This window comes from Mucilaginibacter pineti (assembly GCF_900101875.1).
Taxonomy (GTDB): Bacteria; Bacteroidota; Bacteroidia; order Sphingobacteriales; family Sphingobacteriaceae; genus Mucilaginibacter; species Mucilaginibacter pineti.
The window spans coordinates 71,920-85,460 of record NZ_FNAI01000007.1 but is presented as its reverse complement, the minus strand read 5'-3'; the positions used below and the strand labels follow the sequence as shown (position 1 = coordinate 85,460).

The 13,541-nt window shown below is 42.3% G+C and carries 12 protein-coding genes; 8 read left to right on the top strand and 4 right to left on the bottom strand.

The window, feature by feature from the left end; translation table 11 throughout:
* Positions 1-5: 5 nt before the first annotated feature.
* The 7 genes from BLS59_RS15905 to BLS59_RS15875 all read left to right on the top strand — a co-directional run bounded on the left by BLS59_RS15905 (position 6) and on the right by BLS59_RS15875 (position 6,118).
* Complete coding sequence (locus BLS59_RS15905; protein WP_091150374.1) at positions 6-1,301, top strand: M20/M25/M40 family metallo-hydrolase; 1,296 nt, start codon at positions 6-8, stop codon at positions 1,299-1,301.
* Between the two features lie 215 nt (positions 1,302-1,516).
* The gene (locus BLS59_RS15900; RefSeq protein ID WP_091150372.1) at positions 1,517-2,041 is read left to right on the top strand and encodes an AAA family ATPase; all 525 of its coding nucleotides are present in this window, start codon (positions 1,517-1,519) and stop codon (positions 2,039-2,041) included.
* Between the two features lie 194 nt (positions 2,042-2,235).
* On the top strand, positions 2,236-2,796 hold the full coding sequence (locus BLS59_RS15895) for an RNA polymerase sigma factor (protein WP_091150370.1): 561 nt from the start codon (positions 2,236-2,238) through the stop codon (positions 2,794-2,796).
* Positions 2,793-3,356 (top strand): hypothetical protein, encoded by a 564-nt coding sequence (locus BLS59_RS15890; RefSeq protein WP_091150369.1) that lies wholly within the window; start codon positions 2,793-2,795, stop codon positions 3,354-3,356. The genes BLS59_RS15895 and BLS59_RS15890 overlap by 4 nt, the downstream gene beginning before the upstream one ends.
* Entirely contained in the window at positions 3,337-4,752 is a 1,416-nt protein-coding gene (locus tag BLS59_RS15885) for a hypothetical protein (RefSeq protein WP_091150367.1), read from the top strand. The genes BLS59_RS15890 and BLS59_RS15885 overlap by 20 nt, the downstream gene beginning before the upstream one ends.
* A gap of 86 nt (positions 4,753-4,838) precedes the next feature.
* Positions 4,839-5,594, top strand: a complete 756-nt coding sequence (locus tag BLS59_RS15880; protein ID WP_091150365.1) for a TerC family protein — start codon at positions 4,839-4,841, stop codon at positions 5,592-5,594.
* Between the two features lie 101 nt (positions 5,595-5,695).
* Positions 5,696-6,118: an endonuclease domain-containing protein gene (locus BLS59_RS15875; RefSeq protein ID WP_091150363.1), complete on the top strand. Its 423-nt coding sequence runs from the start codon at positions 5,696-5,698 to the stop codon at positions 6,116-6,118.
* 149 nt (positions 6,119-6,267) lie between these two features.
* Here BLS59_RS15875 and BLS59_RS15870 read toward each other — a convergent pair whose 3' ends face one another.
* Entirely contained in the window at positions 6,268-7,455 is a 1,188-nt protein-coding gene (locus BLS59_RS15870; protein WP_091150362.1) for a class I SAM-dependent rRNA methyltransferase, read from the bottom strand.
* A gap of 267 nt (positions 7,456-7,722) precedes the next feature.
* Between BLS59_RS15870 and BLS59_RS15865 the strand changes: the two genes are divergently transcribed.
* Positions 7,723-8,568, top strand: coding sequence for a DUF2911 domain-containing protein (locus BLS59_RS15865; protein ID WP_091150360.1), 846 nt, complete (start codon positions 7,723-7,725; stop codon positions 8,566-8,568).
* Between the two features lie 18 nt (positions 8,569-8,586).
* Here the strand turns inward: BLS59_RS15865 and BLS59_RS15860 are convergent, their stop codons facing one another.
* From BLS59_RS15860 to BLS59_RS15850, 3 genes are all read right to left on the bottom strand, one after another.
* The gene (locus BLS59_RS15860; RefSeq protein ID WP_091150358.1) at positions 8,587-10,296 is read right to left on the bottom strand and encodes a sodium:solute symporter family protein; all 1,710 of its coding nucleotides are present in this window, start codon (positions 10,294-10,296) and stop codon (positions 8,587-8,589) included.
* Between the two features lie 108 nt (positions 10,297-10,404).
* Positions 10,405-10,596 (bottom strand): hypothetical protein, encoded by a 192-nt coding sequence (locus tag BLS59_RS15855; protein WP_091150356.1) that lies wholly within the window; start codon positions 10,594-10,596, stop codon positions 10,405-10,407.
* A 329-nt stretch (positions 10,597-10,925) separates the two neighbouring features.
* Complete coding sequence (locus BLS59_RS15850) at positions 10,926-13,421, bottom strand: PIG-L family deacetylase (RefSeq protein WP_091150354.1); 2,496 nt, start codon at positions 13,419-13,421, stop codon at positions 10,926-10,928.
* Positions 13,422-13,541 lie beyond the last annotated feature (120 nt).

Below are 13,541 nucleotides of genomic sequence, written 5' to 3'. Positions count from 1 at the left end.
AACAGATGAAGAAAATAGTATTAGCAGCAGTTCTGGCAGCAGCATCAACCTGCAGTTTTGCACAAAACGTAAATAAATTAATAAACCAGGAAGATGTAACCCGCATCATAAAAACCTTATCGGCCGATGATATGCAGGGCAGGGCAACCTTTACGCCGGGCATTGAAAAAGCCGCCAAATTTATTGAAGGCGAATACACCAAAGCTGGTTTAAAACCATTGGCCGGCAATAAGGATTTCAGGCAGAATTTTACCATGATCCGCAGTACGCCTGTTAAAACCTCATTGAGTATTAACGGCAAAAGCATAGCCGCCGATAGCGTTTTTGCTAATGGAAATACATCGTTTACCTGGGCATCAGATAAGGACGTGCAGGTTGTGCAGGTAACCGCCGACAAAAATTTCAGGCAGGAATATTATAGCGCCATAAAAAGTGGAAAGAAAATGCTGGTTATCGTCGACCCTAAATTTGACGCTTTGTTTAAACGCATCCGCGATTTTGTTACCCGTGGCAGCGTAACTTTTAAAGGAAAAGACACACAACCGGTAATATTTGTAATAGGCAAATTCGACAATGTAACCTCATTTGATGCCAGTTACGAAAGCAAAAATGAAGAGTTGCCGTTATTTAACGTAGCGGGGATGCTACCGGGCAAAACCAAGCCCAATGAGTATGTTGTTTTCTCGGGCCATTATGACCATTTGGGCATCCTTAAACCGGTAGAAGGCGATAGCATTGCCAACGGTGCCGATGATGACGCATCGGGCACTACCGCCGTATTAACGCTGGCCAAATACTACAAAAAACTAAACAACAATGCCCGCACCATTATCTTTGTAGCCTTCACCGCCGAAGAAATTGGAGAATACGGTTCGCAATACTTTGCCACCCAGGTAAACCCCGATAAGGTAATGGCGATGTTTAATATCGAAATGATTGGCAAGGCGTCAAAATTTGGCAAAAATTCGGCGTTCATTACCGGGTTCGACAGATCGAACTTCGGCACCATATTACAAAAGAACCTAACCGGCACCGCCTTTAAATTTTATCCAGACCCTTACCCGGATCAGGATCTTTTTTACCGCAGTGATAATGCGTCGCTTGCAGAGGTTGGCGTACCAGCGCATACCATATCAACAGATCAGATAGATATTGATAAGTTATACCACACCGTAAAGGACGAATTTAGCTCGCTCGACGTAAATAATATTGTATCTACCATAAAGGCCATAGCGCTAAGCTCCCGCACTATAGTTGCCGGTGAGGATACGCCTACCAGGGTGCCCAAGCTGGAAAAGTAATCGTTGTTTGGCGCAGCAAAGCGGCGAGGACTCACCCCAGCATCGCTACGCTTGCCGACCCTCTCTACAGCTTCGCTGTAAAGAGGGTAAAGACATTTTTTATAATATCAATACTATCAAACCTGCAATCCCCTCTTTCCGCCGAAGGCGAAGAGAGGGTGACCGAGCGTAGCGATGGTCGGGTGAGTCGATTCACCGATATAAATTTATTCTCCATGAACAACATACTCAGAATAGCAGTAGTAGGTCCCGAATCGACAGGAAAATCAACCATGGCCGATTTTCTGGCGGCACATTACCACACGGTTTCGGTGCCCGAGTATGCCCGCGCCTATTGCGAAAAGCTCACCGGGCCCTGTACCTGGCAGGATGAGATCAATATGTTTTATGGTCAGTTGCAATTGGAAGCCGAATTGCTCCCGCAGGCCAATAAAATTCTTATTTGCGATACCACTTTTATCACCGTAAAAATATGGAGCGACGAAATGTTTGGCAGTGCCCCGCAGGAGGTGCTGGATGAACTACCCAAGCACCCGTATGATCTGTACCTGCTCTTGAACATCGATCTGCCCTGGCAGGATGATCCGCTGCGTAACTTCCCCACCATGCGTGAGCACTTCATGAAAGTTTGGCATAACGAGCTTGAGGCCCTCGGAGCACGCTATGAAGTAATTTCTGGCACTGCTGGTGACAGGTATCAAAATGCCATTAAAGCTATTGACGACTTCCTGGCCGAATAGTTTCAGATTTGCAGATTTTAAATGTGTGGATTTCAGATGGTTCTTTAATGTGCATATATGATTGAAAGATGTACAATTTCATTCGAATAATCTGCACATCTGTAATCTGAAATCCGCACATCTAAAAATTATTTTCTCTCGTCGTGCAACGTTGTAAAAACCCATGCGTCATTTAACTTGAAGCTTAACACAATTTGGAAGCCATATATATTGACAAACATTACAACCTTGTGGTTGAATGTAGACAGGGAAGCAAAAAAGCCAGTTACGAGCTGTACCGGCTGTATTCTAAAGCAATGCTAAACGTTGCCTTTAGGATAGTGGGTAATATTGGCGAAGCTGAAGATGTTTTGCAGGAGGCTTTCCTGGATGCTTTTAATAAGCTCAGGGATTTCAGGCAGGAAACTACATTTGGTTTATGGCTTAAACAAATTGTGGTAAACCGCTCCATAAACATGCTGCGGAAACGCAAATTGGAACTGATTGAACTGGAAGGCGATCATCTGGAGAATATCCCGGATGAGGAAAATGCCGACGATGAAGAAATTCAATACCAGGTGGCGCTGGTTAAAGAAGCCATGAAACAATTGCCAGACGGGTACCGCGTAGTATTATCGCTTTACTTGCTGGAAGGTTACGATCACGAAGAGATAGGACAAATACTAAGCATAACAGAAAACACATCAAGAACCCAGTTTTTGAGAGCTAAAAGAAAATTAATGGAAATTTTAAACAGGAAAGGAAAAGTATCATGAGCAAGCGATTTGAAGATTTCATTAAAAATAACCACGATGAGTTTGACGAAATTGAACCTTCTGCAGATTTATGGAGCAAGATTGAACAGCAATTAATATTGGATGAACAGCCAAAAAAGCGCGAAACCAAAACCTTTTCACTCGGCTTTGTGCTAAAGGTGGCCGCATCGGTAATTGTGGTAATGGGTATCGGTTTCGGTATTTACCTCCAAAGCCAAAAAGGAACAAAAGGCGTTGATCTTGTAGCCATTAACCCCGAATATGCAAGGCAACAGGTGCACTATGCCTCGTTGGTTGAAACCAAGTTAACCGAGTTAAAATCGGCAGCAAAGGCCGATCCGCAATTATACCAGGAGTTTAGCGCAGAAATTGCCAAAATGGATTCTACTTATAAAAAACTTAATAACGACTTAGCCACCAGCCCTAACCAGGAAACAGTTTTACATGCAATGATCCGGAACTTGCAAATACAAACTGAGTTGCTTAATCAGCAATTGAATGTATTAGAGCAATACAACCAAATGAAAAAAGATCAAAAAAATGAAATCAAAAATATTTAACCCATTCCTGTTTGCTTTAATGGTTTTAATAACCGTTTGTTCAAACACTTTTGCACAGGTTACCCCTGCGCCGCCCGTATCGCCCAAACCGCTGCCAGCACCGCCTGCATCAGACATGAAGCCACTTGAAAAACTGGACGATAAGGATTTTCAGCTAAAAATGAATGATCTGAAAATTCAAATGAGAGATCTTCAGGTAAAAATGAATGCCCTTAACAAACTTAAAATTGAAAAAACCATGAAGCTGAGCGCGAAAAAGTTCAAAAGCTTCAGCAAAAACTTCAACTTTAAGTTCGACAGTTTAAAAACCTTCACCTATAAATCATTAGATAGCAGCCTCAACTTTAGCTTTAGTACAGATCTGGCACCTAAAATCGCTTACGGATTTAAGGATTTCGACAACAACTTTACATTTTTCAGCAACGAGGAGGATACCGCCACTAAACGCAGCGGCAAAGATGATGGCATTGAAAAAATTAAAAACTACAGCAAAAGTTACTCTGTTGATGGCAATGATGTAATTAATATTGATAACCGTTTTGGCAAAATAACAGTAAACACCTGGGCAAAAAACGAAGTAAAGGTTGACGTACAGATAAAAGTTGTAGCTAATGACGATGACAAGGCGCAAAAACTATTGGATAATGTAAAAATCATGGATAGCAAAGATGGATCAGATGTTTTCTTTAAAACCTACATCAAATCTGATGATGATAATAATGGTTCATGGAGCTCCTTATTCAGCGGCAAACGTAGTTCTTCGCATTCAATCAGTATAAATTACACGGTGTATATGCCTGCCAAAAGCGCCTTAAATATCACCAACAAATACGGCAGTACTAACCTGCCCGATTTGGATGGCAAGCTGAACATCAATAATTCGTATGGCAGCCTTGTTGCCAAAGTATTAAGCCACACAGGCAACCAGATAAAGGTGAGGTACGGCAGTGCTAATATTGGCTCCCTGAACGACAGCGAACTTGACGTAGCCTATGGCAGTTTGGATCTTGGCGATTGCAATAAGCTAAATGCCGATGTTAGCTACGGCTCTGCAAAAATTGGCAGGATCACTACATCAGGTAACATCAACTTAAAATTTGGCGGCGGTTTAAATATTAATGAGGTTGATAAAAACGTAAAGAACTTATCCGTTACCTCGTCATACTCCAGCGTAAAACTGGGTATCGGGAGCGACCATAATGCTGATTTTGATGTAACCATACACTACGGCAGCTTTAATTATGATGGGCACGATGTTAACATCACCAGCAAAACACCTGCTGACGGCGAACGCGGATTTAACCCTACAAAAAACTATAAAGGTCATTTAGGAAAAGGTGCTAGCGAAAAAACAATTACCGTTACCTCAAACTACGGCAGCGTAAAATTTGATTAAACCCTAATATATTTAAACTAAATACTTAGCTCCTGTCACAAAACGACAGGGGTTTTGTTATTTTTGGGCTAAACGCGTCAACCCTTATGGATATAGAAATATTTGCCCAGGCCGAATCATGGATCTCCTTAATAACCCTTACACTCCTGGAAATTGTTTTGGGTATAGATAACGTGATCTTTATTTCTATCCTGTCAGATAAGTTGCCTGCCAACCAGCAAAGTAAAGGCCGGCGTATTGGTTTAGGGATGGCTATGATCACCAGGATATTGCTGTTGCTGTCCATTAGCTGGGTGATGACGCTTACCGCTCCCCTGTTTAATCTGGGTCATTTACTAAGCATTACAGATGCCGGTTGGGTTGAAAAACTGGCTATTTCCGGTCGCGATTTGATACTTATAGTGGGTGGCTTGTTCCTGATATATAAAAGTACTGCCGAAATTCACCATAAAATTGAGGGCGAAGAGGAAGGCGGCGAAAATGTAAAACCTCATACCTTTTGGGGCACCATTATCCAGATCATGCTGCTGGACATTGTATTCTCGTTAGATTCGGTTATCACTGCTGTTGGAATGGCCAGCCATGTAGAGATCATGATACTGGCCGTAGTAATAGCTGTAGGCATTATGATGTGGGCCTCAAACGGCGTAGCGGGCTTTGTAAACAAGCACCCGACTGTAAAGATGCTGGCGCTATCGTTCCTTTTGCTGATAGGTGTTTCGCTTTTGGCGGAGGCTTTTGAACAGCACATCCCCAAAGGATACATCTATTTTGCTATGGCGTTTTCGGTATTGGTAGAGATGTTGAATTTAAAAATGAAAGCTAAGAAGGCAAAAAAGTAAGAATCAAGACGTTAGCGTTATAAAATAACGTTCAAAGCCCGGGCCTCGTGCGATTCCCTCCCTCGGGAGGGTAGGGAGGGGTTTCTAAAAGCGATTTATTGATGACCAAAATTATTCCATACAATCCTAAATTAAAAGCATTAGCCCGAAAGTTAAGAAAGGATATGACTTTTGGCGAGGTGTTACTATGGAATGAGTTAAAGGTAATAAATTATTGGGCTTTGATTTTTGATCGCCAGTGCTGCATCGATAATTATATAGTCGATTTTTATTGTAAAAATTTAATGCTGGTAATTGAAATTGATGGGATGTCACACAATTACGAAGAAGCATTTAATAAAGATGAATTAAGAGAGAAAAAATTAGAAAGCTTTGGGATACGGATTATACGCTTTTCAGAGGCTGAAATAAAAAACGATATTATAAATGTATTAAGAACTATTGAAAGCACGATAATAGAAATTATTAATACCACTTCTTCAATTAAACTACCTGAGGAATTTGATTCAAGCTTATTAAAATAGTATCAGTTTAGCTTATACTTCGCAGAAACCCCTCCCTGCCCCTCCCAAGGGAGGGAATCGCACAAGGCAATGCCTTTTGTTCCTGACTTATACAATCCTTATCTAATTAGATAGTTCCAATTGTCTTAAAGTCCATTATTCCAAAGTCCCTAAAACACCCGGCATAACAAACCCTTCAGATATTCACCCTCTGGGAATGAAGCCCTTACAGGGTGATCTTCTGGTTGGTGAAACTGGTAAATGAATTGCACTTGTTTGCCAGCGTCAAGCGCGGCCCAGGCAATTACCTGCTTAAAGGTTTCCATATCCATAGCGCCAGAGCAGGAATAGGTAGCCAGCAATCCGCCTTCGTTGAGCAGTAGCATTCCTAAGCGGTTAAGGTCTTTATAAGCGCGTGAAGCCCGGGTAAGTGCCGAACGCGACGGCGCATATTTAGGCGGATCAAGCACGATCACGTCAAACTTTTCGCCATCATCCCTGAATTTGCGCAATTGTACGTTAACATCAGATTTTATGGAAGTATGCTTATCTGCATTCAATTTATTCAGAAGGATATTCTCTTTCAGTGTTTCTATGGCCAGCGCAGAGCTGTCAACACTGGTTACAGATGCTGCACCGTTTTTTAGACTGTTTAAGGTAAAACCGCCAGTATAGCAAAAGCAATCTAACACCTTTTTATTTTTAGCATACGATGCAACTACACGGCGGTTATCACGTTGATCGCAATAAAAGCCGGATTTTTGCCCTTCTGTAATGTTGATCCCGTAAACTACACCATTCTCCAGCACTTCAACTATTTCAGGCGGCGGGTTGCCGGCAAGTACTTTATTTTCGGTTTCCAATAAGCCTTCATGCGCCCGGGAGGCCGAGTCGCTTTTATCGGAGATACTTTCGGGGTTTAACAGTTTTTGCAGTTCATCAATAATTACAGGCATCATCCGTTCCATACCAGATGTTAGTACCTGTACGGCCAGGTGGCCTGCATACTTATCTACAATTAATCCTGGCAGATAGTCGGATTCGCTGAAAACCAACCGGCAGGTATTGGTGCCATTTTCCAGTACATTGGCGCGGCTTTTAACTGCAGTGCCCAATTTACGGCGAAACCAGTCGTCATTAATTTCTACTGCCTCGTCCCATTCCAGCAGGCGCAGGGCTACTCTTGATTGATCGTTATAAAAACCATAAGCCATAAAATCGCCTTTGGCATTAAGGAGGCGTACCACATCGCCATTGGCAGGTTTGCCTTTTACCTTTTCAACGGCTCCCGAAAATACCCAGGGGTGTTTATGCAATACGGCTTTTTCTTTACCCTTATTTAATATAACGTCAATCATGCTGCAAAGGTAATAAAAAGCATAAAGCCAAAGGCCGAAAGTCAAAAGCGCGCTGAAGGTAAAAGGCAGAAAGCGAAAAGCTTTTCACACATAAAGTATTTAGCGTTTGATTTACCATATTCTGATTTAGCTTTAAGCCTTTTGCTTTCGGTTTTTCGCTTTCTTATAGCTTTTTGCTCCCCGGTATTAAACTTTTATTTAATTTATTACTCCAATACAATATTTCCCGATTAAAAACATTTGGTATCTTAGTATCGAAAACATAACATGAGAAAAACTTACTTACTTTTAGCTACCGTGCTGTTGGCATGTGTGAGCTTAAAAAGCTATGCTCAGGTGCCACGCATTCCCGAGGCAAGTTCAACGCAAACGCTTATCCAGGATTTTGGATTAGGAAAAATCAGCATAACTTATTCGCGGCCCAATGTTAAAGATCGTAAGATTTTTGGCGGGATAATTCCCTACGGTGAAGTTTGGCGTACAGGCGCTAATGCCGCAACCACCATAACATTTACTGAAAAGGTGATCATCGAAGGCCATAACGTACCAGCCGGTACTTACTCGCTGTTCACTATCCCCGAAAGAAATGAATGGACGGTTATACTAAACAAAACCGTTAAACAATGGGGAGCCTACAGCTACAAACAAGCCGACGATCTTTTACGCTTTACTATAAAACCCATCCGCGTAGCCGAAAAAAGGGAGACTTTCACCATGGCTTTTGCAAACTCTTCCACCCAATCATCTGATCTTTACCTGGTTTGGGACCATACGGCTGCCGCAATCCATTTCCAGACAGATGATGATGCAAAGATAACCGCCAACATTGATGAACTCATGAAAGGCGACAGAAAGCCTTACTATTTTAACGCTATACAATATTATTACGAAAACCATAAGGATGTAGAAAAAGCCTTAGGCTGGGTTTACGAAGCCGAAAAATCTGACCCTAAAGGTTCATGGTTTAAATTATGGGAATCTCGTTTATTGCTGAGGATGGGCGATAAAGCTGGAGCAATAGCAGCAGCCACCGAAGGAATCAGGTTGGCAAAAGCAAGCAAGGATGATGAATACGCAAGGCTAAACCAAGAAGCATTGGATCAGGCTAATTAGGCTAACCTAAATATAATATTATACGCCCGGCTCTACAGCTGGGCTTTTTTGTTGAATAATTTTATTGATGATAAAGGCTACAACGATCACCAGCATACAGCCGATAGCATTTAGCCACAGATAGGCTACAATTTTGTTCAATCCTAAATACAGGATAATGCATTCGGTTATAATTGCACCTATAAAAACGGAAGTTCCGTTTATTTTCCTGAGATAAAAAGCCACTACAAAAACTCCCAAAATGGTACCGTAAATGTAGGAACCCAATTGGTTTACTGCCTCGAGCAAATTACCCACCCTATTGGCGTAGAGCGCCATTCCAATGCAAATCACGCCCCAAAATATGGTAGCCAGGCGCGATGCGTTCAGGTAATTTTTCTCAGATGCACCAGGGTTAATAATGCGCTTATAAATATCAACCACGCTGGTTGATGCAAGTGAGTTGAGCGCACTCGCCGTCGACCCCATAGAGGCCAGGAAAATAATAGCTATCAGTAAACCAACAAGTCCCTTAGGTAAATATTGGGTAACAAAGGTCAGGAATACGTAATTGGTATCATTACTATCGGCGTTGGCATTGTTTTTACGCATTAAACCAATGGCTTGCTTACGTATGCCCCCAGCCTGCTTATCGGCTTGTTTTAAAGCTTGCTGCGCGTTATCTATTTGCGCAACGTCCTTGCTATCCAAAGCTTTAATAAGGTCGTTAGCCTTGGTTTTACGCTGCTCAAAAGCTGTGGTATATTGCTTATCCAGTTGGTTATATTGATTGGCATAGCCGCTTTGTTTTATCTTGCTTACCTCATAATTGTTAAAAAATATGGGCGGCCTGTTAAACTGGTAAAAGGCAAATACCAATACCCCAATCAGCAAGATCATGAACTGCATAGGAATTTTTATGAGCCCGTTCATGATAAGGCCAAGCCTGCTTTGCCCTACCGAACTCCCAGTTAAATAACGCCCTACCTGGCTTTGATCTGTTCCGAAATAAGACAGCTGTAAAAAAAAGCCCCCAATTACACCGCTCCATATATTATAGCGATTGCTTAGGTCAAATTTCCAATCTATCACGTTCATACGGCCCAGTTTACCGGCCATTTTAAGTGCATGGGTAAAACCAACGCCCGCAGGCAACAAACTCACCACCAATATACCAGCCATAAACATACCGGCGAAAATGATGCTCATTTGCAATAATTGGGTATACGATACTGCCTTGCTACCTCCGTAAACGGTATAAAATATTACCAGCCCGCCAATAAAAAGCGTAGTATAAACCGTGTTGATGTTAAGTATGGTTGATAAAATAATGGACGGTGCATAAATGGTAACGCCTGTTGATAAACCGCGTTGCACCAGGAACAGGAACGAAGTAAGCGCCCGTGTTTTCAGATCGAAACGTTGCTCCAGAAACTCATATGCGGTGAAAACTTTAAGGCGGTGAAATATGGGGACAAAGGTTATGCACAGCACAATCATGGCCAGCGGCAAGCCAAAATAAAACTGCACAAAGCTCATCCCATCTGAATAAGCCTGCCCGGGGGCCGAAAGAAAAGTGATGGCACTGGCCTGCGTGGCCATAACAGAAAGCCCTACGTGGTACCAGGGCAGGGAACGGTTCCCCATTAAAAACTGATCGATGTTTTTATTGCTGCCGCTTTTATATATGCCATAGCCAACTATGCCAAAAAGAGTCAGACCTAAAACTATCCAATCAATTAAACTCATTCAAAAAATTTTGTAATGAGCCAAAATACAAAAATTAAAAAAACCAGCCATGCGACTACAATGCCGTAAAACTGGTTCCAATTATTTATAAATGACGGCAGATCAGGATCACGCCTCTTCACCCCGGCCTTTAACCAATACATTCAGGAAAAATCCGGCAGATAGTAGGCCTAAAACACCACCTACAAATATCCAGGTGAATCCTTTATCGATAATAAAACCAACAAACAAACCAGATACAAGGGCTACTAAGTAGTATACAAAATCTAAGTTGTCTTTTTCTTCTTCGTGATGTTTCATATTGTTGTATTATAACGGAGCAAAAATAGTGATTAATTGATTTTTATCAACATTTAATTTAAGGTAGTTATGTAATATATATAACACATGATATTGCGAGGCACGAAGCAATATCATAGGACAGATGATAGACTTTGCATTGTCGCTCTTTATGGTGAGATTGCTTCGTGCCTCGCAATGACAGGTTTTTTATTTTATAGGCTACAATCCATTCGGTTTGGGCGTTGCCTGCGGCCGGGCTCTCCGCTCATACGCCTGCAGGCCTTACGCACATTGGCCGGTATCCGCTATGATCCCTAACGCGGTTCGCTTGACCTCTATCTCTTTATTCAAAGCGCATTCCCCGGCTTACTTAGCAAATTCACGAACAACCTGTATGCCCCCGGTACACCGGCGGGCAGTTCCCTGAAAAACGCCAGCGAGGTATATACAAAACGGCCTTTGCCATAATCGCCCGTTATCAGCGCCCCATTAAGCGGTGCCTCGCCTTTATCATTCATTTGAAATACAGCTTTGTATTGCGGGTCGATGTCGCTCACGTAATATAAACCACGCTCCTGAATCCAGCTTTTAAAATCGTCCTGGGTTATTTTGTTAGGATAATTCAACACTGGGTTTTGCTGATCTAAAATTGTGATAGCCGCATCTTCATCGGTAACACGCTGATTAACTACCCTGAACGGGTATGGACCAATTTGCTTTACCACTAAGCCTGCATTATTATTATACTGCACAACAAGGTTGCCGCCGTTTTTAACATAGTCCATAAGTTTTGGTTGCTCGTAGGTTAGCCGCTCGTTAACGTTATAGGCGCGCACACCAGTGATGATAGCATCATAAACCGATAGATCGGTATTCATGATCTCACTTTCAGATAGCATATGCACATCATAACCTACCTGTCGTAAAGCCTCGGGCATTAAGTCGCCGGCACCTGCAATGTAGCCTATCTTTTTCCCGGCAGTTTTCAGGTCGATATTTACCAGTTTGGCTACCGACGGTGGGAATAGCGTAATTGCTGGTATATGGTCATACCTTATACGACGCAGGCCTACAGAAAATAGCTTTCCGTTTGCAGTGGTTACCACTTCCAGCTGGCTGGTTTTTGGTTTGTTATCCGTAGGTGTTACGGTAAAGGCAACGGTCCATTCGTCGTTTTTAGTTTTGCCGTCAAAATCAATTTTCTCCGGACTTATCTTCCAACCCGCAATCGGTTTTATGCTGATATCGCCGCTGGCTTGTGTAAAGCTTTTTAGTTTTACCTGAACCGTTTGTGGCTGCCGTGCATTAAATATATAATCCTGGTTTACAATATTAGCCGTAACAGGTGGCGTAATTTCTAAAGGCTGGTATACTTCACCACGAACGGGATCGGTAAATTTGTAATTAATGGGTCTGCCAATTTCAATTACTTGATTTGAAATATTAAAGTCCGTATATACTGTTTCTTGTAAATTTTGTGGAAGTGTTTTTTGCTCAACAAAACCTGTTTCATCCAAGAATCCTGTATTATATGAGCCAATGCCGTGAGGGAATTTCAACCAATAAGGTTGAGTTATTTCATCAGCTTTAAACTTGACGTTCAAAAACTTTAAAACATTCCTGCTTATATTACCAGGATTCGCATATGCGACAGGAGCATAATCACTATCATAGTTCAACAAACTTGTTCTTATAATTTTTACAGGAACAGCTGACCTGACTATCACTTGCGTATTTACCGAGATGCTATCACCAATGGCGTACGTTGGTTCTGTAGAATAGCTTTCAAACCACAAGCCTGCGCAGGCAGCTATCAATTCGCTCAGCTCCTTTATTTTTTGCTCCCGCCAGTAAACATCCGATGTTTTTTCGACTTTGCTTAGTAAAGTCACAAGTGCCGGTACTGATTTTTCCGGCGCTTCTATATCAAAATTCTTTCTAATAATACCAATCGAAGCGCCTATACTTTCGCCATCCTTAACCCGTTTCCAGGTAGTTTCAACACCCTCCATCAAATCGTTCTGCGGGGCCTCTCCTAATATGGTTTTAAAATATTCGAAAGCCTCGCCGCGCTGCTTTGCCGCTCCAAAGCCCTGAGTTTTGTGATTGCTCCGGCTTTCGGCAGCTATCTCGCCGTAGCTTTTACCTAATGTGGGGTTATAGGTGCCTACATCAATTTTAAACTGATCGGCTGCTGTGGTATTTACACTGCCAAAGCTAAATGTGTTCCACAAAAGCCGTTTGGCCTGCCAGGGCTTTACATATTTTAATTGCTCGGGGTACCGGGATGGGTCGGCAGCGGCTGTAAATGCTTCCTGCGCCAGTATAGCCGATGAAGTATGGTGACCGTGACCTCCCTCGCCTGTAGTGGGAAACCTGCATATAATAACATCGGGCCTAAACTTACGGATCACCCAAACCACATCCCCAAGTACTTTTTCCTTATCCCATATCTTCAGCGTTTCTTCCGGCCCTTTTGAAAAACCGAAGTCGTTAGCGCGGGTAAAAAACTGCTCGGCACCATCAATTTTGCGTGCAGCTAACAGCTCCTGGGTACGTATCAACCCTAATAGTTCGCTTTGCTCGTTACCGATCAGGTTTTGTCCGCCATCGCCGCGAGTTAGGGAAAGATAACCGGTGCGATAATGTTTTTCCTGTGCAAGGTAGGCCAACAGGCGGGTGTTTTCATCATCAGGGTGGGCGGCTACATAAAGAACGCTGCCCAGTGTGTTTAATTTCTTGAAATTTTGTTGAATACTGCCCAGATCAGCCGGCGGCGCGGTTTGCGCGATGGTCATTGTCGACAGGAATAAAAAGACTGTAAATAGGTTGATCCGCTTCATGGCGACAAATATATTGAAAGATAAAGATTAACAATTTTGTGTATCATAAATATGGCATGTGTAACTAATGCCCTTTATGAAATATTTAACAGTTTAAACATTTATTTAAAAATGTGAAAA

Coding starts and splice junctions, on each gene's coding strand:
- BLS59_RS15865 (WP_091150360.1), top strand. CDS start 7,723: ATGAGAAAAACTTACTTACTTTTAGCTACCGTGCTGTTGGCATGTGTG.
- BLS59_RS15855 (WP_091150356.1), bottom strand. CDS start 10,596: ATGAAACATCACGAAGAAGAAAAAGACAACTTAGATTTTGTATACTAC.
- BLS59_RS15880 (WP_091150365.1), top strand. CDS start 4,839: ATGGATATAGAAATATTTGCCCAGGCCGAATCATGGATCTCCTTAATA.
- BLS59_RS15860 (WP_091150358.1), bottom strand. CDS start 10,296: ATGAGTTTAATTGATTGGATAGTTTTAGGTCTGACTCTTTTTGGCATA.
- BLS59_RS15870 (WP_091150362.1), bottom strand. CDS start 7,455: ATGATTGACGTTATATTAAATAAGGGTAAAGAAAAAGCCGTATTGCAT.
- BLS59_RS15890 (WP_091150369.1), top strand. CDS start 2,793: ATGAGCAAGCGATTTGAAGATTTCATTAAAAATAACCACGATGAGTTT.
- BLS59_RS15875 (WP_091150363.1), top strand. CDS start 5,696: ATGACCAAAATTATTCCATACAATCCTAAATTAAAAGCATTAGCCCGA.
- BLS59_RS15850 (WP_091150354.1), bottom strand. CDS start 13,421: ATGAAGCGGATCAACCTATTTACAGTCTTTTTATTCCTGTCGACAATG.
- BLS59_RS15900 (WP_091150372.1), top strand. CDS start 1,517: ATGAACAACATACTCAGAATAGCAGTAGTAGGTCCCGAATCGACAGGA.
- BLS59_RS15885 (WP_091150367.1), top strand. CDS start 3,337: ATGAAATCAAAAATATTTAACCCATTCCTGTTTGCTTTAATGGTTTTA.
- BLS59_RS15905 (WP_091150374.1), top strand. CDS start 6: ATGAAGAAAATAGTATTAGCAGCAGTTCTGGCAGCAGCATCAACCTGC.